The sequence below is a fragment of the Mesorhizobium shonense genome, from assembly GCF_040545255.1.
Classification (GTDB): domain Bacteria; phylum Pseudomonadota; class Alphaproteobacteria; order Rhizobiales; family Rhizobiaceae; genus Mesorhizobium; species Mesorhizobium shonense.
The window spans coordinates 480,105-502,570 of record NZ_JBEPLM010000004.1 but is presented as its reverse complement, the minus strand read 5'-3'; the positions used below and the strand labels follow the sequence as shown (position 1 = coordinate 502,570).

Annotated in this window: 20 protein-coding genes; 7 read left to right on the top strand and 13 right to left on the bottom strand. The window is 64.5% G+C overall.

Annotated features, from left to right (window positions below; translation table 11 throughout):
- Positions 1-6: 6 nt before the first annotated feature.
- The 7 genes from ABID26_RS14650 to ABID26_RS14620 form a co-directional block, all read right to left on the bottom strand.
- A complete protein-coding gene (locus ABID26_RS14650; RefSeq protein WP_126096502.1) occupies positions 7-1,020 on the bottom strand; it encodes an ABC transporter ATP-binding protein in 1,014 nt (337 codons plus the stop codon).
- Positions 1,013-2,119, bottom strand: coding sequence for an ABC transporter ATP-binding protein (locus ABID26_RS14645; protein ID WP_126096501.1), 1,107 nt, complete (start codon positions 2,117-2,119; stop codon positions 1,013-1,015). Before ABID26_RS14645 ends, ABID26_RS14650 begins: the two co-directional genes overlap by 8 nt.
- 2 nt (positions 2,120-2,121) lie before the next feature.
- The gene (locus tag ABID26_RS14640; protein ID WP_126096500.1) at positions 2,122-2,325 is read right to left on the bottom strand and encodes a hypothetical protein; all 204 of its coding nucleotides are present in this window, start codon (positions 2,323-2,325) and stop codon (positions 2,122-2,124) included.
- A gap of 217 nt (positions 2,326-2,542) precedes the next feature.
- The gene (locus ABID26_RS14635) at positions 2,543-3,493 is read right to left on the bottom strand and encodes a carbohydrate ABC transporter permease (protein ID WP_126096499.1); all 951 of its coding nucleotides are present in this window, start codon (positions 3,491-3,493) and stop codon (positions 2,543-2,545) included.
- A complete protein-coding gene (locus ABID26_RS14630) occupies positions 3,490-4,437 on the bottom strand; it encodes a carbohydrate ABC transporter permease (protein ID WP_126096498.1) in 948 nt (315 codons plus the stop codon). Before ABID26_RS14630 ends, ABID26_RS14635 begins: the two co-directional genes overlap by 4 nt.
- A 107-nt stretch (positions 4,438-4,544) precedes the next feature.
- A complete protein-coding gene (locus ABID26_RS14625; RefSeq protein ID WP_126096497.1) occupies positions 4,545-5,876 on the bottom strand; it encodes an ABC transporter substrate-binding protein in 1,332 nt (443 codons plus the stop codon).
- Between the two features lie 345 nt (positions 5,877-6,221).
- Complete coding sequence (locus tag ABID26_RS14620) at positions 6,222-6,911, bottom strand: PIG-L deacetylase family protein (protein ID WP_126096496.1); 690 nt, start codon at positions 6,909-6,911, stop codon at positions 6,222-6,224.
- 23 nt (positions 6,912-6,934) lie between these two features.
- Between ABID26_RS14620 and ABID26_RS14615 the strand changes: the two genes are divergently transcribed.
- From ABID26_RS14615 to nhaA, 5 genes are all read left to right on the top strand, one after another.
- A complete protein-coding gene (locus ABID26_RS14615; protein WP_126096495.1) occupies positions 6,935-7,825 on the top strand; it encodes a DMT family transporter in 891 nt (296 codons plus the stop codon).
- Between the two features lie 48 nt (positions 7,826-7,873).
- The gene (gene hrpB, locus ABID26_RS14610; protein WP_126096494.1) at positions 7,874-10,447 is read left to right on the top strand and encodes an ATP-dependent helicase HrpB; all 2,574 of its coding nucleotides are present in this window, start codon (positions 7,874-7,876) and stop codon (positions 10,445-10,447) included.
- A gap of 393 nt (positions 10,448-10,840) precedes the next feature.
- Positions 10,841-12,166, top strand: coding sequence for an ActS/PrrB/RegB family redox-sensitive histidine kinase (locus ABID26_RS14605; RefSeq protein ID WP_126096493.1), 1,326 nt, complete (start codon positions 10,841-10,843; stop codon positions 12,164-12,166).
- A gap of 210 nt (positions 12,167-12,376) precedes the next feature.
- On the top strand, positions 12,377-12,940 hold the full coding sequence (locus tag ABID26_RS14600; protein WP_126096492.1) for an ActR/PrrA/RegA family redox response regulator transcription factor: 564 nt from the start codon (positions 12,377-12,379) through the stop codon (positions 12,938-12,940).
- Positions 12,941-13,320: 380 nt separating this feature from the next.
- Positions 13,321-14,517, top strand: coding sequence for a Na+/H+ antiporter NhaA (gene nhaA, locus ABID26_RS14595; protein WP_126096491.1), 1,197 nt, complete (start codon positions 13,321-13,323; stop codon positions 14,515-14,517).
- Positions 14,518-14,654: 137 nt separating this feature from the next.
- Here the strand turns inward: nhaA and ABID26_RS14590 are convergent, their stop codons facing one another.
- Positions 14,655-15,155, bottom strand: coding sequence for an MmcB family DNA repair protein (locus ABID26_RS14590; protein WP_189521396.1), 501 nt, complete (start codon positions 15,153-15,155; stop codon positions 14,655-14,657).
- Between the two features lie 394 nt (positions 15,156-15,549).
- Here ABID26_RS14590 and ABID26_RS14585 point away from each other — a divergent pair, with 394 nt between their 5' ends.
- Positions 15,550-15,972 carry a VOC family protein gene (locus ABID26_RS14585; protein WP_126096489.1) on the top strand — a complete coding sequence of 141 codons (423 nt, stop codon included), beginning with the start codon at positions 15,550-15,552 and terminating at the stop codon, positions 15,970-15,972.
- A 52-nt stretch (positions 15,973-16,024) separates the two neighbouring features.
- Here the strand turns inward: ABID26_RS14585 and cueR are convergent, their stop codons facing one another.
- Positions 16,025-16,438 (bottom strand): Cu(I)-responsive transcriptional regulator, encoded by a 414-nt coding sequence (cueR, locus tag ABID26_RS14580; RefSeq protein ID WP_126102442.1) that lies wholly within the window; start codon positions 16,436-16,438, stop codon positions 16,025-16,027.
- A 226-nt stretch (positions 16,439-16,664) separates the two neighbouring features.
- Between cueR and ABID26_RS14575 the strand changes: the two genes are divergently transcribed.
- Complete coding sequence (locus ABID26_RS14575; protein ID WP_126096488.1) at positions 16,665-17,282, top strand: L,D-transpeptidase; 618 nt, start codon at positions 16,665-16,667, stop codon at positions 17,280-17,282.
- 139 nt (positions 17,283-17,421) lie between these two features.
- On the opposite strand, the gene ABID26_RS14570 is transcribed toward ABID26_RS14575, so the two are convergent.
- The 4 genes from ABID26_RS14570 to trpS all read right to left on the bottom strand — a co-directional run bounded on the left by ABID26_RS14570 (position 17,422) and on the right by trpS (position 22,295).
- Entirely contained in the window at positions 17,422-17,991 is a 570-nt protein-coding gene (locus ABID26_RS14570; protein ID WP_059189708.1) for a NifU family protein, read from the bottom strand.
- Between the two features lie 147 nt (positions 17,992-18,138).
- Positions 18,139-20,460, bottom strand: coding sequence for an amylo-alpha-1,6-glucosidase (locus ABID26_RS14565; protein WP_126096487.1), 2,322 nt, complete (start codon positions 20,458-20,460; stop codon positions 18,139-18,141).
- Positions 20,461-20,598: 138 nt separating this feature from the next.
- A complete protein-coding gene (locus tag ABID26_RS14560) occupies positions 20,599-21,090 on the bottom strand; it encodes a universal stress protein (protein WP_126096486.1) in 492 nt (163 codons plus the stop codon).
- 137 nt (positions 21,091-21,227) lie between these two features.
- On the bottom strand, positions 21,228-22,295 hold the full coding sequence (trpS, locus tag ABID26_RS14555; protein WP_126096485.1) for a tryptophan--tRNA ligase: 1,068 nt from the start codon (positions 22,293-22,295) through the stop codon (positions 21,228-21,230).
- Between the last annotated feature and the right edge of the window lie 171 nt (positions 22,296-22,466).

The following is a 22,466-nucleotide window of genomic DNA, read 5'->3' as shown; positions in this document are numbered from 1 at the left end:
TGCCGGCTACATCAGCCTTTGCCCATCCGAGCCGAAATAAAGCGGCGAACGGTAGCGGATCGTCACCCTGTCCCCCTTTTCGAGCGGCGTGTCGGGATCGGTCAGCGTCACCAGCCTCTTCGGTCCGACCGTCACATGCAGATGGTTCTGATCGCCGAGATGCTCGACCCAGTCGACGACGCCGTCGGCATGACCGTTTGCCGCCTTCTCGATCGACAGGTGCTCGGTGCGTGCGCCGATGGTCGTGGTTCCCGACGGCGCGCCGCCGTCGGGCAGCAGCCCGGCCGGCAACAGATTGATCGCCGGCTGGCCAAGCCGGGCCGCGACATGAAGGTTAGCCGGCTCCGAATAGATGGCGCGCGGCGTGCCGATCTGCACCAGCACGCCATCGGCCAGGATGCCGATGCGGTCGGCCATGGTCATCGCCTCGATCTGGTCGTGCGTGACATAGAGCATGGTGGCGCCGAGCTCCGACTGGATGCGCTTCAGCTCCAGCCTGAGATCGGCGCGCAGCTTGGCGTCGAGCGACGACAGCGGCTCGTCCATCAGGTAGATGGCGGGTTTCCGCACCAAAGCGCGGCCGATGGCGACGCGCTGCATCTCGCCGCCCGACAACCTCGTCGAGCGGTTGCCGAGCTTGTGGTCGATGCGCACCATCCGCGCCACCTCTTCGACCCTGCGACGCACCGCCTCTTCCGGGAAGCGCCGCGCCGGCGAACGCAGCGGGAAGGCGAGGTTGTCGTAGACCGAAAGATGCGGATAGAGCGAATATTGCTGGAAGACGAAAGCCGTGTCGCGCTCGGCCGGCGACAGTCCCGTCGCGTCGTGGCCGCCAATGCGGATCGTGCCGCTGTCCGGCCGCTCCAGCCCGGCGATCAGCCGCAGAGTCGTCGTCTTGCCCGCGCCGGTCGGGCCGAGCAGCACGACGAATTCGCCGTCCTTGATCTGCAAGTCGAGATCGTTGACAGCGACCGTGTCGCCAAAACTCTTAGTCACACCCTGGACGTGGACGTCAGCCATGGCGCACCTCCGCTGCCTGATCGTGCATGGCGGTTTTCACAGCGCGTCCAGTGCCTTTCTCGAACAGCGACAGCCGCGCGCTGCTCAAAGCAAGCCCCACCTGTTCGCCCGGGTTCAGATGGATGCCGGCCGGCACCCGGGCCTTGATGATGCCGTCCGCCGTCTCCACCGCGACGATCTGCGTGGTGCCGAGATATTCGGTGCCGTAGATCGCGCCGCGCAGCTTCGAGGCGTCGTCGAAGCGGATGTGCTCGGGCCGGATGCCCAGCGCCATGTCGGCGGGTGCTACGTCCTCGCGCACCTCCGGCACCGTCACCTTGGCGCCCTGCACGACGATCTCCTTCGCGCCCCTGGCGAGCCCGCCGCCGAAGCGCAAAAAGTTCATCGGCGGCGAGCCGATGAAGTCGGCGACGAACATCGTTGCCGGCCGGTCGTAGATCTCGCGCGGGCTGCCGAACTGCTCGATCACGCCGTGGTTCATCACAGCTATCTTGTCGGCCATCGACATCGCTTCCATTTGGTCATGCGTGACATAGACCGTCGTGGCGTGGATGCGGTTGTGCAGCTCGCGCAGCTCATGCACCATCAAATCGCGGAATTCGGTGTCCAGGGTCCCAAGCGGCTCGTCCATCAGGAAGCACTTTGGGCGCCGCACGATGGCGCGGCCGAGCGCGACGCGCTGGCGGTCGCCGCCGGCAAGGCCGGAGACCGACTTGTCGAGGAGATGATCGATGCGCAAGAGCCGAGCCGTTTCCTCGACGCGCGCGCGGATCTCGGCCGACGGCATGCCCTGCGCCAGCAGCGGGAAGCCGATGTTCTTGCGCACATTCATGTGCGGATAGAGCGCGAAGAGCTGGAAGACGAAGGCGATGTCGCGCTCGCGGGCGCGGCGCATGGTGACGTCCTCGCCGCCGAGCAGGATCTTGCCGCCCGTCGGCAGCTCGAGGCCGGCGATCATTCGGAGCGTCGTCGTCTTGCCGCAGCCCGAAGGCCCGAGCATGACGAAGAACTCGCCGTCCTCGACGACGAAGTTGGAATCCTGCACGGCGACGAACTCGCCGAAGGCTTTCCTCAGGTTCTGAACACGGATCTCGGCCATGGCTATACCGGAAATTTCGAGACGATGATGAACATGGCCGTGCCGGCGAGCATGGTGACGAAGGAATAGCTGTAGAGCGACAGCGCGAAGGGCTGGAACAGCATCAGGAAGCCGATGGCGATCAGCGCCGTGGCGATGTTTTCCATCAAGCCGCGCCTTGCCCAACGAGGCCAAGAAGAGCGCTTGGAGACGACAGAGCGGTTCATGCGTTCCTCCCGTCCTTATCCCCGTTTACGGGGAGAGATGGTTGCCAGGTGGTTCCCCCACTCCGTCGCTGCTTCGCAGCGCCACCTCTCCCCCCTCCGGAGGGAGAGGAAGGGAGCCTGGCTGAATGAAGTTCGCGCCCTTCCTCTCCCCCGTCGATCGGGGGACAGGTGTCGAGCGAAGCTTGACGGAGTGGGGGTCGACTTATTCCCACACTAGTCATTTGCGCACCGCGCCGAAGGTGATGCCGCGCAGCAATTGCTTGCGGAGCAGGATGGTGAAGACCAGTATCGGCACCAGGAAGATCGTCGTGCCGGCCGCCACCGCCGGCCAGTCCTGGCCGCCTTCGCCTATGATGGTCGGGATGAAGGGCGGCGCGGTCTGCGCCGTGCCTGAAGTGAGCAGGGCGGCGAAGGCATATTCGTTCCAGGCGAAGATCAGGCAGAAGATGGCGGTCGCGGCTATGCCTGTGGTCGCCTGCGGCAGCACGGTGCGCCAGAAGGCCTGCAGCCTGGTATAGCCGTCGATCATCGCCGCCTCTTCATACTCGCGCGGGATCTCGTCGATGAAGCCCTTGAGCAGCCAGACGGCTAAAGAGACGTTGACCGCGGTGTAGAGCAGGATCATGCCGAGCGCGGTGTCGGAAAGGCCGAGCTCGCGGTACATCAGGTAGATCGGGATCGCGACCGCGATCGGCGGCATGAAGCGCGTCGACAGGATGAAGAACAGAAGATCGTCTGCCAGAGGCACCTTGAAGCGCGAGAAGCCATAGGCCGAGAGCGTGCCGAGGAACACCGCGCAGAAGGTCGAGCCGAAGGCGATGATCAGCGAGTTGACGAAGCGCGGCAGGAAGTTCGACGGTCCGGCGATTACCATGTTGCGCTTGCGCACCGTCTCGTCGCAGAAACCGGTCGCCGGTCCGAGCGCGTTGATGTATTCCGGTGTCTGCCTGGTGCGGGTGGTGAACAGGTTGCAATAGCCCTCGATGCTCGGCTGAAACACGATCTTCGGCGGATAGGCGATCGAATCCGGCGGCGTCTTGAAGCTGGTGGCGAAGATCCAGAGCAGCGGCACGATCGAGATCAGCGCGTAGCCGACGACGAGCGCCCCGGCGAGCCGTTTCGAGTTCGACGACGGCGCGACGACGGAATGGGCGGTGGTCAGGCTCATCTCTGCTTCACCTTGTTGAGCGCCTTGACGTAGATGTTGGCGAGACCGAACACCGCGACGAACAGGATGATGGCGAAGGCCGAGGAATAGCCGGTGCGCCAGCTCTCGAAGGCCTGCCGCTTCAGCGTGATCGACGCGACCTCGGTGGTCGAGCCCGGCCCGCCGCCGGTGAGCAGGTTCACCATGTCGAACATCTTGAAGTTCTCGATGCCGCGGAACAGCACCGCCAGCATGATGAAGGGCAGCGCCATCGGCAGCGTGATCGACCAGAATTGCCGCCAGTTGGAGGCGCGGTCGACCTCGGCCGCTTCGTAGATGTATTCGGGGATCGAGCGCAGGCCGGCGAGGCAGATCAGCATCACGTAAGGCGTCCACATCCAGGTGTCGACGATGATGATCGCCCATGGCGCCAGCTCGACATTGGACAGCATCTGCACATTCGTCGGCGGGATGCCGGTGAGGAAGGAGACCGCATAGGCGAACAGCCCGATCTGCGGCTCGTAGAGGAAGCGCCAGAAATTGCCGACCACCGCCGGCGACAACATCATCGGTACCAGGATGATGGTCGTCCAGAAGGCGTGGCCGCGGAATTTTCTGTCGATCAGCCAGGCCAGCGTGAAGCCGATCACCGTCTGCAAAAGGATCGTCCAGAAGACGAAATGCGCCGTCGTCTGCATGGCGATCCAGATGTCCTGGTCGCCGAGGATGCGCCGGTAGTTGGCGAGCCCGAGATTCTTCACCGCCTCGTTGGGGCGATTGGCGCGGTAATTGGTGAAGGAGAGATAGATCGCCCAGAACAGCGGAAAGATGTTGATGGCCAAAAGCAACAGGATCGTCGGCGAGATGAACAGCCAGGCGAGGCCCTTGTCGCTGATGCCCCGGATCTTCCTGGCCAACGGCTCCGGCGTCGCCCGGGCAACGTTGTCCGCAGTCCGATTGAGCATGGTTAGTCCTGCATCGGTCACTGGTCAGTCTCGGCGATGGAATTTATCTGAACTGCGTCCCGTGCCAAGGGCGGCACGGGACGCTGCGGTCTGGCTCGGGAGGAGCCTCACATCTTGCCGTCGTCCTGGAAGACCTGCGTCCAGTCCTTGACGAGACCGTCGAGCGCGTCCTTGGCCGAGCCCTGGCCGGCGACGACATAATCGTGGAAGCGCTTCTGCGAGGCCTGCAGCAGCGGTGCGTAGCTCGGCTCGGCCCAGAAGTCCTTCACGACGGCCATGGAGTCGAGGAAGGCCTGAGCATAGGGCTGGCTGGACGGGAACTTCGGGTCCTTGACCACGGAATTCAGGCAGGAATAACCGCCGAGCGACCACCATTTGGCCTGCACGTCCTTGTTGGCGAACCACTTGATGTATTTCAGCGCCGATTCCTGCTTGTCGGAATAGGATACCACCGAAATGCCCTGGCCGCCGAGCTGCGCGAACTGGTCGCCGTCGGGACCTTTCGGATTGACGAAGTAGCCTATTTTGTCGCCGCCGACATTCTCGTCCTTCTGCAGGCCGGGCCAGGTGAAGGCGAAGTTCATGTGCATCGCCACCTGTCCTGATTTGAAGGCGTCGACGCCTTCGCCCATGTAGCTGTTGGAGGCGCCGGGCGGCGTGCAGCAATCATAGAGCGCCTTGTAGAATTCCAGCCCCTTCACCGACTTCTCGGAATTGACGAAGCCTTCCATCTCATAGGGCTTCTTCGGATTCTCGTACTGGAAGCCGTAGCTGTAGAGGACGTCCATGGCACCCATGGTGATGCCTTCCGAGCCGCGCTCGGTATAGATCGAGGCGCCGTAGACGGTCTTGCCGTCGATCTGCCGCTTCTGGAAGAATTCGGCGATCTGCTTCAACTGGTCGAAGGTGGTCGGCGGGGCGAGGTCCCAGCCATACTTCTCCTTGAATTCCTTCTTGAGCTCCGGCCGCGAGAACCAGTCCTTGCGATAGGTCCAGCCGACGACGTCGCCCATCGCCGGCAGCGCCCAGTAGTTCGGCGTGTTCTTCGGCCATTCGGAATAGCCGACCACGGTCGCCGGCACGAAATCGTCCATGCTGATCTTCTCCTTGTCGAAGAAGTCGTTCAGCTTGACGTAGTGGCCGTTCTCGGCGGCGCCGCCGATCCACTGGCTGTCGCCGATGATCAGGTCGCAGAGCTTGCCGTGCGAGTTGAGCTCGTTGAGGAAGCGGTCGGCATAGTTGGTCCACGGCACGAATTCGAACTTCATGCCGATGCCGGTTTCCTTGGTAAAATCCTTGGACAGTTCCACGAGCGCGTTGGCCGGATCCCAGGCCGCCCAGCAAAGCGTCAGGTCTTCCGCATGCGCGACTTTCGAGACGGCGGTCGACGCGAGTGCCGCCGAGGCCAGTCCCAACGCCAGTTTCCAGGTCGATTTCATGCCTTACCTCCCATTTGCGAAACGCGTCCGGATGACGGTTTCAAAACCCTCAACCCTCGCTCCTCCCAAGGGCCTGAACATGACGCGCGATGCGTCGCCGATGTTTAGTAATTTGTTTAGTGATGCTCTTTTTACTAAACAATGCAAGCGAATTCGTTGCTGCGCCGCAGCATGGCGAAAGGCGTGCTTGAAATCGTTGGGAAATAACTGCCGGCCGCTCCGGCCGGATAGTCGTCAGCCGGCTTAGAGCAATTCCAGGAAAAGTGTGAAACGGTTTTCCGTCCGGAATTGCGTCAAACCAAAGGGCTAGAGCGTTTCGCCGTTTCCGTGAAACGGCGAAACGCTCTAGCTGGCGCTCTTCGTGCTGACCGTCACCGGCCGGATCGGTGGCGGCGTCGGCAGCAACTCGCGTATGTCGGCGAAGGGGAAGACGGGCTCGAACCGGAAGGCCTCGGCCAGCGCGCCTGGCGCACCGTTGCACTGGCCGGCGCGGAATTCGTTCTGCGTGCGTGCGCCCGCGACGAAACGCTCCGGATCTTGCGAGCGATGCGCACGGATCGCCTGCGCCTTGATGTCCCAATGAGCAGAGATATCGACGTAGTGCGTCGGCGAAAAGCCTGTGCCGCCGAGCGTGTCGGCATGCAGCACCGGCACCGCGAAGGACGCGGCGATGCGCACGCCGTCCGACAGCGCGCGGTGGTCGCCGTGATAATCGTTCGGCGCATGCGTGATCGCGAGATCGGGCTTGACCTCGCCGATCAGCGCCTTCAGCGCGCCGATGAGCGCGGCGTCCGCCACCAGCGCACCGTCGGGGAAGTCGAGGAAACGCGGCGTGACGCCGAGCAGGCCGGCCGCTGTCGTCGCTTCCTCGCGCCGTGCCTTGGCGAGCGCCGCCGGGTCGCCCTTGCCGCCCTTGGCGCCGTCCGTGGCTATCGCAAAAGTCAGCTCTGCGCCTAGCGCGGCATAGGCGGCCATCGTACCGAACATGAAGATCTCGATGTCGTCGGGATGCGCCCCCAGCGCCAGTATCTTCACGTCTATTCTCCCGGAAACGGAACGTGCCGAACGGAATCCTGCTCGCTCTGATCGCTTATGCAAGCTATTCGTGCAGCGATGCCGTCATCAAGAGCCTGGGCGGGCAGTTCACCGTCTTCGAGATCGGCTTCTTCGTAACCTTGTTTGCCGGCTGTTTCCTGTTCTTCACCCGTCCGGCCGATGAGCGCTGGCGCGACTTCTGGCGCACCAAGCGCCCATGGGCGGTGCAGGCGCGCGCCTTGGCCGGCATCGCGTCGGGCGTGCTCAGCGTCTATGCCTTCACCACCATCCCGCTGGCGGAAGTCTACGCGCTGATCTTCCTGGCGCCGCTGCTGGTCACCATCCTCTCGACCGTTATCCTGAAGGAGAGAGTTGGACCCTGGCGATGGCTTGCCGTCGTCGCTGGCTTTGCCGGTGTCATGCTGGTGGTGCGGCCGGGCTTTCGCGAATTGCATCTCGGCCATCTCGCCGCCTTCGCCAATGCCTTCCTCGCGGCAACCAGCGTCATCCTGATGCGTTCGCTGGCCCGGCAGGAAAAGCGCACCACGATCCTCGGCGCGCTGGTCGGCTATGGCCTGCTGTTCAACGGCGTCGGCGCGGCCGCGACGTCGTTCTCGCTCCCCAATCTTGGGCAACTGGTCTGGCTGATGCTGGCCGGCATCTTCACCGCAGGCGGCCAATTGCTGCAGCTGCTTGCCGTCAAATATGCGCCGGCCAACCGGATCGCGCCGACGCATTATTCGCAGATCGTTTGGGCCGTGGTGCTGGGCGCGTTCTTTTTCAACGAATATCCGGACATGCTGACGATGGTTGGCCTGGCCGTCGTCGGCGCTTCCGGACTGCTCACCATGGTGCGCGAGGAGGTGCGGCTTGGCACGGTGCGCTGGAACCCGTTTACGAGGACAAGGCTCTGATTTGCTGAGCGGTTGCGCGCTGACCTTGGCCGCTGATATGCGGACGCGATGAACACAGGACTTCTGCCGGAGCTTCCGGTTTCCGCCGTGCTGCCGGCGCTCGGGCAGGCACTGGCCGCGGGCAACAGCGCCGTGCTGGTGGCGCCGCCCGGCGCCGGCAAGACCACGCTGGTGCCGCTGGTGCTGCTCGACGCGCCATGGCTGGGCGCGGGCCGAATCGTGCTGCTCGAGCCGCGCCGGCTCGCCGCCCGCGCCGCCGCCCGCCGCATGGCAGAGCTGCTCGGCGAGGAGCCCGGCGGCACCGTCGGCTACGCCATGCGCATGGAGAACCGCACCTCGGCGCGGACAAAAATCCTTGTCGTCACCGAAGGCGTGCTCGCGCGCATGATCCTCGACGACCCGGAACTGCCTGGCGTTTCGGCAGTGATCTTCGATGAGTTTCATGAGCGTTCGCTCGACGGCGATTTCGGCCTGGCGCTGGCGCTCGACGTGCAGGGTGCGCTGAGGCCGGAGCTGCGCCTGCTGGTCATGTCAGCGACGCTCGATGGCGCGCGCGTCGCAAAACTTCTGGCCGGAGCCCCGGTGATCGAAAGCGAAGGCCGCGCTTATCCCATCGAGATCCGCTACGACGAGCGGCCGGCGGGCGTGGCCATCGAGGACGCAATGGTCAAGGCAGTCCGTTCCACTCTCGCCATTGAGCAGGGCAGCGTGCTCGCTTTCCTCCCCGGACAGCGCGAGATCGAGCGCACGGCGGAGCGGCTTCTGGGCAATGTCGCGGCCGACACCGATATCGTCCCGCTCTACGGTCAGCTCGACAACAGGGCGCAGGACGCCGCGATCAAGCCGGCCCCAGTCGGCCGCCGCAAGGTGGTGCTGGCGAGCTCGATCGCCGAGACCTCGATCACCATCGACGGCGTGCGTGTCGTCATCGATTCCGGCCTGTCGCGCCTGCCGCGCTACGAGCCGGCAAGCGGCCTGACCCGGCTTGAGACGGTGCGCGTCAGCAAGGCCTCGGCCGACCAGCGCGCCGGCCGCGCCGGGCGAACGCAGCCGGGCGTCGCCATCCGGCTATGGCGCGCCGAGCAGACGGCAGCGCTGCCCGCCTTCACGCCGCCGGAAATCCTCGAGGCCGACCTTTCCGGCCTGCTGCTCGACTGCGCCGCTTTCGGCGTCGCCGAACCGACGAGCCTGTCGTTCCTCGATCCGCCGCCGGCGCCCGCGCTCAACGAGGCGAGGGTGCTGCTCAAGGCGCTGCACGCCCTCGACGATGCCGGCCGGCTGACCGAAGCGGGCGCGGCGATGCGCAAGCTGGCGCTGCCGGTACGGCTCGCGCACATGGTGGCCGAGGCGGCAAAGGCGGGCCAGGCGATCGAAGCGGCGACGCTTGCGGTGCTGCTGACCGAGCGCGGGCTGGGCGGCGACAGCGCCGACCTCGAACGACGGCTGATGCGCTTTGGCGCCGAGAAGTCGCCGCGCGCCAATGCCGCCCGGCAGCTTGCCGAGCGTCTGGCCAAACCCTCCCCCTCGAGGGGAGGGTCGACGATCGCGCTGGGCGACGCTCAGCGCGATCGCCGGGGTGGGGTCGGCGGTAGCGTGCCCGAACCGACCCCACCCCGATCCGCTGCGCGGCTCGACCCTCCCCTCAAGGGGGAGGGTAAAGGCGCCGGCGCTCTCCTCATCCACGCCTGGCCGGATCGTGTCGCGAAAGCCCGCGGCGAGCGCGGGCGCTTCGTGCTCGCCAACGGCTCCGGCGCCATGGTCGACGCCGCCGATCCGCTGGCCGGCGAGACCTGGCTGGTCGTCGCCGACCTGCAAGGCAAGGCGCAAAACGCCCGCATCACCGCCGCTTCGCCCGTCGATGAAGCCGACATCCGATCAGCGCTCGCCGACCGCATCGAGACGCGCCGCGAAACAAGCTTCGACCGCGAGCGGCGCGCCGTGCGCGTGCGCGAGACCGCGCGGCTTGGCGCCATCACGCTTGCGGAGCGCATGCTGCCGGCGCCTTCGGGCGCCGACGCGGATCGAGCCATTCTGGACGCCTTGCGCGAGCACGGCCTGGCGCTGCTCGACTGGGGCAAGGAGGCCGAGACGCTGCGCCAGCGGCTTGGCTGGCTCCATCGCGGCCTCGGCGCCCCCTGGCCGGACGTCTCGGATCAGGCGCTTCTCGACCGGCTGGACGACTGGCTGCTGCCCTTCCTAGCCGGCGATGCTTCTTTGGCGGCGATCAAGCCGGGGGTACTCGCGGCAGCAACGCTGTCGCTGGTTCCGCACGACCTGCAGCGCAAGGTCGACGCGCTGGCGCCGACCCATTTCGATGCGCCGTCGGGCAGCCATGTGCCGATCCGCTATGACGGCGAATGGCCGGTGCTGTCGATCCGCGTGCAGGAATTGTTCGGCCTCGACCGCCATCCGGCGATCGCCAACGGCACGGTGCCGCTGACGCTCGAGCTTATGTCGCCGGCGCATCGCCCGATCCAGACGACGCGCGACCTGCCGGGCTTCTGGCGCGGCTCCTGGGCGGATGTGCGCACCGACATGCGCGGCCGCTATCCAAAACATGTCTGGCCGGAAAACCCGCTGCTTGCCGCCGCCACCAGCCGCGCCAAGCCGCGCGGGACATAGGTTCGTGCCGCTTCGGCAGGCCATTAGCGTTAGTGGGCAATGTGCGTTGGCGATTGGCGCAAACGCCCATCGCTTCGTCATCCACGGGCGGAGCAAGGAGCGAAGCGACGCGCGTAGACCCGAGGATCCATTCCGTGACTTCAACGCGTCGCTACGTTGCAGAATTCTGTTCCGCTGCACTCCAAGGCTAAGGTAACGGAATGGATCCCAGGGTCTGCGCGACGGAGCTTCGCTCCTGCTCCGCCCTGGGATGACGAAGTTGGGACGCACCAATCTCGAATGTTGACGATAGTCGAAATGGACGTTGAATCCTTGCTGCCAAACAGACCTCCAATCCGTCGGCCCCCGGAGCGATACCTAGCGCTCTCCGTCCTGCGGCTGTAATCCTTTGTCATGATCAACATTCTGCGCGCGCCCGATACCCAGCAGAGCCAGCGGCTGCGGCTCAACACGCTGATCCGCCTGCGCTGGCTGGCCATCGTCGGCCAGAGCATCGCGGTGCTCGTCGTCGCCTATGGGCTGAAATTCCCGCTGCCGGTCTCGATGTGCTTCGCGCTCATCGCCTGCTCGGCCTGGATGAACCTCTGGCTCACCTTCCGCTATCCCGCCGCGCACCGGCTGACCCCGCTCTCGGCCTTCGTCATCCTTACCTTCGACAGCCTGCAGCTCGCCGGCCTGCTCTATATGACCGGCGGGCTGACCAATCCGTTCTCGGTGCTGCTCTCCGTCCCGGTCGTCATCTCCGCCGCGTCGCTGCCGCTGCGCCTCACCGCGGTGCTCGGTGCGCTGGTCATCGCGGCGGCAACGCTGCTTGTGTTCTTCCATCTGCCGCTGCCCTGGTACGAGGGCGCGCCGCTGCCGATGCCGTTCATCTATGTCGCCGGCATGTGGATGGCGGTGTTTGCCTCGATCGCCTTTACCGCCATCTATGCCTTCCGCGTCGCGGCCGAGGCGCGCCTGCTCGCCAACGCGCTCGCCGCCACCGAGCTGGTGCTGCAGCGCGAGCAGCATCTTTCTGCGCTGGACGGGCTCGCGGCGGCCGCCGCGCATGAGCTCGGCACGCCTTTGGCCACCATCACCGTCGTCGCCAAGGAGATGGAAAAGGCGCTCGGCGAAGATGCGAAATTCGGCGAGGACGTAAAACTGCTGCGCTCGCAGAGTGAGCGTTGCCGCGAGATCTTGAAGCGGCTGACCAGCCTGTCCACCGAAGGCGAGGCGCATCTTTCACGGCTGCCTCTGACCTCGCTGGTCGAGGAGGTGACGGCGCCGCACCGCGATTTCGGCATCTCGATCCGGCTGCGTCCCGGCGAGCGCATCGGCCCGGAGCCGGTCGGGCAGCGCAGTCCCGGCGTCATCTACGGGCTCGGCAATCTGGTCGAGAACGCCGTCGACTTTGCCAGGAAGACCGTCACCGTCAGTTGGAACTGGAATAGCGAGGAGGTCTCCTTCTCCATCATCGACGACGGACCGGGCTTTCCGCCGGAGATCATCGACCGCATCGGCGAGCCGTATATGTCGACACGCCAGGGGACCGAGGCCGGCGGCGGCCTCGGTCTCGGGCTTTTCATCGCCAAGACCTTGCTGGAGCGCTCCGGCGCGACGCTCGATTTCCGCAATTCGAGCGGGATCGGCGAGGGCGCGGTGGTGCAGATCACTTGGCCGCGCGGCGTCTTCCTCAACCCCGAGCAGCTGTCCGGAACCATGTTCGACAATGCCTGAGCCTTGCGTTTGCTGCATGGCAGCTCTGTTGCCGGCTGTAAAAATTGGACATTGCTGTTGCACAATTGTATCTGCGTAAAAGTAAGGCATGTCGCCCAAAACCGTGCAGCGGTTCTGGGATAACGACATGCCGGGAAACAAGAACTTGAAGCGCGTTCGCTACAATCTGTTTCGGCGCGGCGCGCTTTAAGTCGGTAGGATGCTGACGAAATGAGCGCGGACGAAACCACTGGCGCAATGGTTGAAGGCGAGGACACCTCGCTGCTGATCGTCGATGACGACAAGCCGTTCCTCACCCGGCTGGCGCGGGCCATGGAAACCAGGGGCTTCGCGGTCGAGACGGCGGAGAGCGTGGAAGAGGCAGTCGCCAAGGCGCGCGCCCATCCGCCGGCCTATGCGGTTGTCGACATGCGGCTGGGCGACGGTAACGGCCTCGACGTTGTCGCCGCCATCCGCGAGAAGCGCGACGATGCCCGCACCATCATCCTGACCGGCTACGGCAACATCGCCACCGCGGTGACGGCGGTGAAGCTCGGCGCCGTCGACTACCTGTCGAAGCCGGCCGATGCCGACGACGTCTTCGCCGCGCTCACCCGCACCGCGGGCGAGCGCGCGGCGCCGCCTGAAAATCCGATGTCGGCCGACCGCGTGCGCTGGGAGCACATCCAGCGCGTCTACGAAATGTGCGACCGCAACGTTTCCGAGACCGCGCGCCGCCTCAACATGCATCGCCGCACCTTGCAGCGGATACTCGCAAAGCGTGCGCCTCGGTGAGATCGCTGGACGCAGGGCAAAAAGCACTTCAACGGCCGGTTCCGATCTATGGTGAGATCGCCAATCGCCAAGGTCGGCGCCGCCCCTCATCGCCCTGCCGGGCACTTCTCCCCGTATAGTGACGGGGAGAAGGGGGCTGGCCGCAACCTCGGCACCCCTTCCTACGACGCCGGCGATTGGCGAAGCCGGCGATGAGAGCGTCCCTCTCCCCGTCACTATACGGGGAGAGGATGCCGGCAGGCAGGTGAGGGGCGGCGCCGGCGCTTGTAAAGGAAGACGCGGCGAAATTCGACCTGCACGCGATTACCGTCCGATGCTTGCCCGACTTTCCAAGTTTGAGCATCATCGCGCCGGCGGACTGGCGCCATGAGGGAGTCGACATGAAGGACCAGATGCAGCGGCCGAAATCGATTCTTCGCGAATTCCTCGATGGCGAGGCGGCCGGCGGCATCATCCTGATGGCGGCGGCGGCGCTGGCCTTGATCGTCGCCAACTCGCCGCTCGCCGGAACCTATTTCGCGATCCTCCACGCCTATCTCGGACCGCTCAGCGTCTCGCACTGGATCAATGACGGGCTGATGGCGGTGTTCTTCCTGCTGGTCGGCCTGGAGATCAAGCGCGAGATGCTGGACGGCCAGCTTTCAACCTGGCCGCGCCGAGTGCTGCCGGGCATAGCCGCCGCCGGCGGCATGGTGGTTCCGGCGCTGGTCTATGTCTTGATCAACCGCGACAATCAGCCAGCCCTTTCCGGCTGGGCGATCCCGACCGCCACCGACATCGCCTTTGCGCTCGGTGTGCTCTCGCTTCTCGGCAGCCGCGTGCCGGCCTCGCTGAAAGTGTTCCTCACCGCTTTGGCCATCATCGACGATCTCGGCGCCGTCATCATCATCGCGTTGTTCTATACCAGCGGCCTGTCGCTCGCCTTTCTGGCGGCGGCCTTCGCGGCCATCGCCACGTTGATCGTGCTCAACCGCATGCGGGTGATGACCCTGTTGCCCTATCTCGTGATTGGCGCGGTGCTGTGGGTGCTGGTGCTGAAATCGGGCGTGCACGCCACGCTCGCCGGCGTGGCTCTGGCGCTCACCATTCCGCTCGAGCGCTCGCCCGGCATCGGCCACGATCAGGAGCATTCGCCGCTGCACCGGCTGGAGCACGGCCTGCACAAGCTCGTGCCTTTCATCGTCATCCCGATCTTCGGCTTCGCCAATGCCGGGGTTTCGCTCGGCGGCCTGAGCCTCGCCGCGCTGGTCGAGCCGCTGACATTGGGTGTTGCGGCGGGCCTCGTGCTCGGCAAGCTGGTCGGCGTGTTCGGCTCCTCGGCCATCGCCATCCGGCTCGGCCTCGCCGACTTGCCGGTCAATGCCGGCTGGCCGCATATGCTCGGCATCTCGCTTCTGTGCGGCATCGGCTTCACGATGAGCCTGTTCATCGGCCTGCTCGCCTTCGCCAATGACGCAGCACTTCAGGACGCGGTGAAGGTCGGCATCCTCGCCGGCTCGCTGGTTGCCGCGCTGGTTGGCACGGCTGTGCTGCTGGTCGCGCCGGCGGCGGGCGGGACGGAAGAGGACGTGGAGTAGGCTTGTTTCGCCCCTCATCCGGCCGCTTCGCGGCCACCTTCTCCCCGAGGGGAGAAGAGATTGGCGCCGGCGCTAACCGTCTCCTCTCCCCTCGGGGAGAGGTCGCCCGAGCGAAGCGGAGGGCGGGTGAGGGGGCGCTACTCGCTCTCGCCGTCCAGCGCCGGCACCGCGACACCGGCAAGCTCCGCCGCCAAGAGCCGCGCCGCGCCCGCCCGCGCGATCCTCAGCATCAGCGCCTTGCGCGTCGCAGCCTGCATGCGGTGCTCCGGCGCCTCGCGCAGGATCTCGGCGCCATAGCCGTCGGAGAGGATGAAGCCGCACTCCTGCGGAAAAATCTCCTGCGGCACGCCGGGATGCGTGGCGAAAAAGAATCGGTCGGAATGCAGCCGGTAGTCCGGCCATTTGCGGTCGACGCGAAAATCCTCGATCGAGGATTTGATCTCGATGATCCAGATGTCGCCCTGCCGGGTCAGCGCGACGAGATCGGCGCGGCGGCCTGTGGCGAGCGACAGCTCAGGCAGCACATGCGCGCCCATTTCAGTGAGCAGCCGCTGTACGCCGCGCCGCACCAGCATGGCGCGCTCGGACTGGCGGCCGTCGATCAGAGGGTTGATGGGAATCGGGGAAATGAGTGGCATGGCAGCCACCATGCCAGATTTTGTTCACGGTTTGAACCGCTATTAAAGAACGGCGATTATCTGGTGACAAACCACGAGAGCGATAATCCTCGACAGATCGGCGCAAACAAATTAGGATAATAATCCTATTACTTGGATCACGCGAACGGGACCAATGGCGCCGCTAACGACCCGTTTTTGTTGCCGCTTTCCGGCGGTGCACCAGTTCCTTCATTTGCTCGTTGGTGAGCTTGGGCGCATGGGCGATCCTGTTGATGGCTCTTTCGAAAGCGTCGTCGGACCCATCCGCCCCTAGTTCTCTGGCGGCCCCTGCATCTAGGGCCGTTCCGCTTTTTCATCGGGAACCATCTGCTATCGCGCCCGTTGCTGCGGTGGTTCGGTTCGAGGACGTTTGATGAGAGCGCGTATCGATGTAATCACCTTGGCAGTAGCCGACTTCGAGCGCGCACTCGCCTTCTACCGGGCGCTTGGCCTGCAGTCTGCTGGTGTGACCGCAACTGAGTTCACCGGCGATGATACGCATCCCGCAGGCGCAATCGTCATGTTCCACCTCGACGGCGGTCAGATCCTTGCGCTTTACCCGCGTAGTGAGCTCGCTAAAGACGCGGGCACCGCACCCGGGCCAGCGCGAAGCGGGGAGTTCAGCCTCGGCCATATCGTTGAGACCCGGCAGGAAGTGGACGAGCTGCTCGCCAAAGCCGAAGCGGCTGGAGCACTCGTCACTGAACTGCACGACAGACCCTGGGGCATCTACTCCGGTTACTTTCGTGACCCGGACGGACATCTGTGGGAAATCATCCATAACCCAAACACGTAGCAGGCGAACAGCGCCGCTCTGGCACGAGTTTGCTTGAGGGCTAGTCGCCGGTCTACGCCTGCAACGCCTTCTCATCCTCCACCACCCCCGCCATGTCATCCAAAATCGGACAGTCCGGCCTGTCATCTCCATGGCAGGCGTGGATCAGTTTCTGCAGCGTCGCGCGCATCGATTGCAGCTCGCGCACTTTTTCTTCGATTGCCCTGACATGGGCGCTGGCGATTTCGCGCACGTCGTGGCTGGCGCGGTCGCGGTCCTGATAGAGCGCCATCAGCTGCCTGCAATCGTCGATTGAAAAGCCGAGGTTGCGGGCGCGGCGCAGAAAGGCCAGCCGGTGGACGTCGTCGCGCGAGTAATCGCGGTAGCCGTTGTCGGCCCGCGCCGGTCGGATCAAGCCGATCTCCTCATAGTAGCGGATGGTCTTGGCCGGCAGGCCGGAACGTTCGGCGGCATCACCGACATTCATGGCGCTCTCCTTGGTCTCCGGCAGCTCTTCCAGCCGCCCCATTGATTTTGCTTCACAATCCTGTGAGTCCTGTTGCCGAAATGCCGCAGTTCGGCACTTACCGGCAGGGAAGGTCTTGCATATAGGCAGTGCGCGCTTGGCAAGCAAAAGAAATGCCAGCATGAATGATGGCGACAAAGCGGCCGACTCGTGCCGCTGATATTTAGGCGGGGCGTCGGACCTATTCATGCGCTTGAAGTCTTTTGCAATCGTCGCTGCTCTTGCGCTCTCGACCGCGGTCAGCGGCTGCAGCACCATCGGCGGGCAATTGTTCACCAACAACTATGGCGCGATGACCGATGCCGGCTATCAGCTGCCGCGCATCCCGATCGAAAAGGTCCCCGCCAGGTACCACCGGCAGGAAGTGCGGTACGATACTTCGGAGAAGCCGGGCACCATCATCGTCGATACTCAGAACAAGTTCCTCTACTTCGTCGAGGGCGACGGCATGGCGATGCGCTACGGCATCGGCGTCGGCCGCGAGGGTTTCGAATGGCACGGCTCCGCCCATATCGCGCTGAAGCGCGAATGGCCGACCTGGACGCCGCCGGCGCCGATGATCAAGCGCCAGCCTGAGCTTGCCAAATTCGCCGGCGGCATGGAGCCGGGCCTGAAGAACCCGCTCGGCGCGCGCGCCATGTATCTGTTCAACAAGGGCGGCGACATGGGCTACCGCCTGCATGGCAGCCCGGAATGGTTCTCGATCGGCAAGGCGATGTCGTCGGGCTGCATCCGGCTGATGAACCAGGACATCATCGATCTCTACGACCGCACATCGGTCGGCGCCAAGGTCATCGTGATGTGATCACGATGACCGCGGACAAAAGCATTCGTGCGCGGACCGTCTAGGCAACAACAAGACGTCCACAGACAGAAAACCGGGCTGTTGGGGCCCGGTTTTTTGTTTTTGGCGATTGGTATCGCAGCAGACGCTGCGAAAATGATCAGGCGACCTGTTCGACCTGCTGCACCTCGGGGACGAAGTGCCTCAAGAGGTTCTGGATGCCGTGCTTCAGCGTCGCCGTCGACGACGGGCAACCGGCGCAGGCGCCCTTCATGTGCAGGAAGACGGTGCCGTTCTCGAAGCCGCGGAAGGTGATGTCGCCGCCATCCTGCGCGACCGCCGGGCGCACCCTGGTGTCGAGCAGCTCCTTGATGGTCAGCACCAGCTCCTCGTCGGCCTTGTCGTAGAACTCGCCGGTCTGGCCGGCCTCGCTCGAAGGAGCCGCCGACGCCATGACAGGGGCGCCCGACATGAAATGCTCCATGATGGCGCCGAGGATCGCCGGCTTCAAATGCTGCCAGTCGGGACCGTCCTTGGTCACGGTGATGAAGTCGTAGCCGAAGAAGACGCCTGTGACGCCGGGGATCTCGAACAGTCGGCCGGCCAGCGGCGAAGCCTCAGCTGCCGTTTCGGCGTCGCGGAAATCGGCGGTGCCTTGCACGAGCACTTCTTTGCCGGGCAGGAACTTCAACGTCGCCGGGTTCGGCGTCGATTCGGTCTGGATGAACATGGGGTATCTCCAGGCCCTTCCCGGGCCGATAGTTTGGAATAATTCTAAATAGGCTCTATCGGCTGGACATTCAAGCGAAACGCGTCGCCCGAACCGCTGGCTGGCGGAATGTTTTTGCCCCGGCGAAGCGCTCCAGCCATGGCGGGCCTATCCTCCGACTTCCACGCTGAGTTGTCCACTCGTCTTCTGAATGTTCACCTCGGCCCCGTCGGCCGTCCGCCTGAATTCGAGATCGGCACTTGCCTCGCCGACCCGCAGCCCGCGAAGCGCGATGCGGTTGACGAAATCGGGCAGCCGCGGCCGCACGATCCGAAGCTTGCCTGCGAGGGCGTCAGGTTCCAGCCCGAGGCAGGTGGTCACCATGAATGGCACCGCGCCCGCCGCCCACGCTTGCGGGTGGCAGGCCACGGGATAGTGCACCGGCACCTGAAAATCCTTGCGCTGAAAGCCCGCCATCGCCTCGGGCAGCCTATGATGCCGGAAGTGCATGGCCGCCTCGGCGATAGCGGTGAAGATCTGCAGCGCCGCGTCGTCCTCGCCATAGCGTCGGCAGCCGGCCGCCAGCAGCGCGTTGTCGTGCGGCCAGACGGTTCCGAGGTGGTATCCCACGGGATTGTAGCGACGCTCCGCGCTCGAGAGCGTGCGCACGCCCCAGCCGTTGAACATGTCGTCCTGCATCAGCCGCAGCACCGTTCGGCGGCCCTTGCCATGGTCCGCGATGCCGGTCCACAACGCATGGCCCGGATTCGAGGAAACGACCGCGACCTGGCGGCCTCGCGCTTCGAGCGCCAGCGCAAAGGCGCCCAGGTCCTCGCACCAGAAGTCGTGGTTGAACCGTGTTCGAAGCCGTTCGGCCTCGCCGCGAAGCTTTTTGGCGCGATCACGGTCGCCAGTGCGTTCGTAAAGGTCGGCGACGGCATGTTTGGCGGCAAAGACATAGCCCTGCGCCTCGACAAGCGCGATCGGCGGCCTGGCGATGCTGCCGTCGGTCCTGACGATCGCGTCGGCCGAATCCTTCCATCCCTGGTTGACGAGGCCGCTCTCCGATATGGTCCGATATTTGAGATAGCCTTCGCCGTGATTGTCTCCGGCCTTGGCGATCCAGCCCAAAGCCCGTTCCACCGGCTCCTGCAGTTCGCGGAACAGTCCCAGATCGCCTGTCCACGCAACATAGCGGCCGAGAAGCAGCAGGAAGAGCGGGGTCGCGTCCACCGTGCAGTAGAACCTGGCATGCGGGACATTGCCTGCGCGAGCGAGCTCGCCGACGCGCAGCTCATGCAGGATCTTGCCCGGCTGCTCCTCACGCCATCGATCCGTTCGACGTCCCTGATAGCTGGCAAGAAGGCGCAGCGTCTGGGCTGCGATCTCCGGCTGAAAGGCGAGCATCTCGTGCGCGACGACCAGGCTGTCTCGCCCGAAAAGGGCGACGAACCACGGCACGCCGGCCGCGAAATACTCCCTGTTGCCAAAATCCGATCTGAGCACCGCGAGGTCGCGCAGCGAGCGGTCCATGATGCTGTTGAGCAGCAGGCTGTCGCTGTCGAATTTCGTATGTTGCTCCAGCCATTCTTCGGTGTCCGCCTGAACCTTTCCGGCAAAACCGTCGAGAGCAAACGTCGGGTGTTGGTTCAACTGCTCGGCTTCTGGCCGTTCTGGCAGTTCCTTCAGTTCTATGGTGATTGCGATGGTGCGCTTTTCGCCCGACGGCACATCGAACCGGAACTCGGCCGTCGTCTTGTGCATGGCGTCGGGTGCCGGCGAGAAGACGATTGTTGCCGTTCTGCGAACGCGATCGGCGCCATGATAGACAAAATGCAGCCTGCCGTCGCGCCAGACGGGCCGCTCGGACCTGCCGAGATATTTCGGCACCAGCCCGCGCACATTGAAAATGTCCTCGAAACCGGCGCCGAAGTGCAGGGCTAGCGGAAAGCCATGCGATTCGTTGCCGAAATTCTGGATGGTCAGAACCTCCCGCACGCATGTTCGCCCCGCATCGAGAATGCGTTCCCAGCGGATGCCGAGCTCGTCCTTGGGGATCAGTCGACCTCCATCGCAATGGAGGTCGGGATTGGCCAATTCGAAAAGCGCGGCGTAACCCTTTTGCGCTGTCGAGGCCAGCACGATCGGGGGCAAGCCGCCCAATGTCATCTCGTAGCCGCCGAGGAAGCGGCAGTCGTGGAAATAGAGCCCGAAGCCGTGCCCGCCTTTCAAGGGGATCTGCGCGTCGGAAGCGACGACATAGTAGAGATCGAGATTCTTCACGGTAACCGCGCCGGCAATGCTGTCCACCATCGCCGGATGGCCCTTGGCGAGCACGCGGCGCTTGCGCTCCTGCTGCGCATGAGGCGTCTGCCGGGCTCTTTCCTGGGATCGCGCTGCCTGCGAGCGGGGCTGCACCGATGGTCCGGCCGCCTCGCTTTGATGTGTCGACTTTTTGCTTCGGCTTGCCCCGCGCTTCGGTTTGGCCATCGGCCCTCCATTGGAATATCGCCTGCTTGACGATTCCAAAATGGCGCGCTGCAAAGCCAGGCCAAGGGGCCGCGATATGGATGCGGCCGCACCAATATGTGTTATGGAAGTGAGTGCTTGCCTCGGAACCGCCGCCGGTCAGGCCAGGCTCTCGATTTCCTCGTCGGAAAGGTTCTGCGGCACCACGGTGACCGGGATGGGGAAGGCCGCGCCCCGGCCGGCCACGGCGCTCACCAGAGGTCCCGGACCTTCCTTGCCGGCGCCGGCCGCCAGCACCAGGATGGCGATGTCCTGGTCTTCCTCGATCAGCTTGTGGATCTCTTCGGTCGGCTTGCCTTCGCGCACCACCAGCTCGGGCTCGATGCCGACTTTCTGGCGCACCTTGTTGGCGTAGCTATCGAGCGCCGCGCGCGCGGTTGCATTCGCTTCCTCGCGCATGATCTTCTCGACCCCCAGCCAATGCTGGAAATCGTCCGGCTCGATCACATAGAGCAGCACCAGCACGCCGCTGGTGCTCTGCGCCCGCTTCGAGGCGTAGGCGACGGCGCGCTCGCATTCGGGCGTGTCGTCGATGATCGCCAGGAACTTGCGGCGATGGCCGGCTTCGCGGCTGAGGCGTTTGGAGACCATGTCTATCTGCTCTGTATCAATTCGGCCGCAATCTGCCACCGCCACGGACCGGCGGCAAGCCGCCGGCCGGCACGGTGATGCCCCGGACCGGCGCAAGCCGGCCGGCGCGGTGATGAAAGTCAGCGAGGCAGGAGCGATCAGTCCTGCAGCAGGCCGATGATGTCGCGCACCGTCTTCATCGTGCCCTCGGCGATCGCGCGGGCGCGGTCGCCGCCATCCTTGAGCACGGCATCGACATAGGCCCGGTCGCCCTCGATGCGGCGCATCTCGGAAGCGATGGGCGCGAGCTTTTCCACCGCAAGGTCGGCGAGCGCCGGCTTGAACACGGAAAACTGCTGGCCGCCATATTCCTTCAGCACATCGGCCTTCGAGATTTCGGCCAGCCCTGCATAGATGCCGACCAGGTTTTCCGCTTCCGGCCGGCTTTCCAGCCCGTCGAGCTCGCTCGGCAAGGCTTCCGGGTCGGTCTTGGCCTTGCGGATCTTCTTCGAGATGGTGTCGGCATCGTCCGTCAGGTTGATGCGCGACAGATCCGACGGGTCCGACTTCGACATCTTCTTCGAGCCGTCGCGCAAGCTCATGATGCGCGCCGCCGGGCCGCCGATCACCGGCTCGGTGATCGGGAAATAGCCGTTCACCGTCTCCTCGCCTATCTTCATCTCGACGCCGACGCCGAGCGCCGCGATGCGCTCGGAGAAGTCGTTGTTGAATTTTTGCGCGATGTCGCGGGTCAGTTCCAGATGCTGCTTCTGGTCCTCGCCCACCGGCACATGGGTGGCGCGGTAGAGCAGGATGTCGGCCGCCATCAGGCTCGGATAGGCGAGCAGGCCGAGCGAGGCGTTCTCGCGGTCCTTGCCGGCTTTGTCCTTGAACTGCGTCATGCGGTACATCCAGCCGATGCGCGCCACGCAGTTGAAGATCCAGGCAAGCTCCGCATGCTGGATAACCCGCGACTGGTTGAAGACGATATGCTTCTTGGGATCGATGCCGGAGGCGAGGAACGCCGCGGTGATCGAGCGCGTCTGGTCGCCGAGATCCTGATAGACGAGCTGCGCCGTCAGCGAATGTAGGTCGACGACGCAGTAGATGCAGTCGGACTGTTCCTGGAGGGCGACGAATTTCTTGATGGCGCCGAGATAGTTGCCGAGATGCAGATTGCCGGTCGGCTGGACGCCGGAAAAGACGAGTGGCTTGAAGGCGGACATGAGTTCCCCAGGGCTTGTGGAGGGCCGTATAAGCATGATTCCAAAAAGTTGCAGACTTTTTGGAGCCAATCATGCGGCTGGAAACCGCGCGCGGCGAAAGTCTTGCGACGGCGCGCTTATGGACGAAGGTGCATGCGGGATCAAGAGGCGGTTGCAATCGAGACGGAGCAA

Excerpts from the sequence above, each read along its gene's own strand:
- ABID26_RS14650 (WP_126096502.1), bottom strand. The coding sequence starts at position 1,020 with ATGGCTGACGTCCACGTCCAGGGTGTGACTAAGAGTTTTGGCGACACG.
- ABID26_RS14645 (WP_126096501.1), bottom strand. The coding sequence starts at position 2,119 with ATGGCCGAGATCCGTGTTCAGAACCTGAGGAAAGCCTTCGGCGAGTTC.
- ABID26_RS14640 (WP_126096500.1), bottom strand. The coding sequence starts at position 2,325 with ATGAACCGCTCTGTCGTCTCCAAGCGCTCTTCTTGGCCTCGTTGGGCA.
- ABID26_RS14635 (WP_126096499.1), bottom strand. The coding sequence starts at position 3,493 with ATGAGCCTGACCACCGCCCATTCCGTCGTCGCGCCGTCGTCGAACTCG.
- ABID26_RS14630 (WP_126096498.1), bottom strand. The coding sequence starts at position 4,437 with ATGCTCAATCGGACTGCGGACAACGTTGCCCGGGCGACGCCGGAGCCG.
- ABID26_RS14625 (WP_126096497.1), bottom strand. The coding sequence starts at position 5,876 with ATGAAATCGACCTGGAAACTGGCGTTGGGACTGGCCTCGGCGGCACTC.
- hrpB (WP_126096494.1), top strand. The coding sequence starts at position 7,874 with ATGAACACAGGACTTCTGCCGGAGCTTCCGGTTTCCGCCGTGCTGCCG.
- ABID26_RS14605 (WP_126096493.1), top strand. The coding sequence starts at position 10,841 with ATGATCAACATTCTGCGCGCGCCCGATACCCAGCAGAGCCAGCGGCTG.
- ABID26_RS14600 (WP_126096492.1), top strand. The coding sequence starts at position 12,377 with ATGAGCGCGGACGAAACCACTGGCGCAATGGTTGAAGGCGAGGACACC.
- nhaA (WP_126096491.1), top strand. The coding sequence starts at position 13,321 with ATGAAGGACCAGATGCAGCGGCCGAAATCGATTCTTCGCGAATTCCTC.
- ABID26_RS14590 (WP_189521396.1), bottom strand. The coding sequence starts at position 15,155 with ATGCCACTCATTTCCCCGATTCCCATCAACCCTCTGATCGACGGCCGC.
- ABID26_RS14585 (WP_126096489.1), top strand. The coding sequence starts at position 15,550 with ATGAGAGCGCGTATCGATGTAATCACCTTGGCAGTAGCCGACTTCGAG.
- cueR (WP_126102442.1), bottom strand. The coding sequence starts at position 16,438 with ATGAATGTCGGTGATGCCGCCGAACGTTCCGGCCTGCCGGCCAAGACC.
- ABID26_RS14575 (WP_126096488.1), top strand. The coding sequence starts at position 16,665 with ATGCGCTTGAAGTCTTTTGCAATCGTCGCTGCTCTTGCGCTCTCGACC.
- ABID26_RS14570 (WP_059189708.1), bottom strand. The coding sequence starts at position 17,991 with ATGTTCATCCAGACCGAATCGACGCCGAACCCGGCGACGTTGAAGTTC.
- ABID26_RS14565 (WP_126096487.1), bottom strand. The coding sequence starts at position 20,460 with ATGGCCAAACCGAAGCGCGGGGCAAGCCGAAGCAAAAAGTCGACACAT.
- ABID26_RS14560 (WP_126096486.1), bottom strand. The coding sequence starts at position 21,090 with ATGGTCTCCAAACGCCTCAGCCGCGAAGCCGGCCATCGCCGCAAGTTC.
- trpS (WP_126096485.1), bottom strand. The coding sequence starts at position 22,295 with ATGTCCGCCTTCAAGCCACTCGTCTTTTCCGGCGTCCAGCCGACCGGC.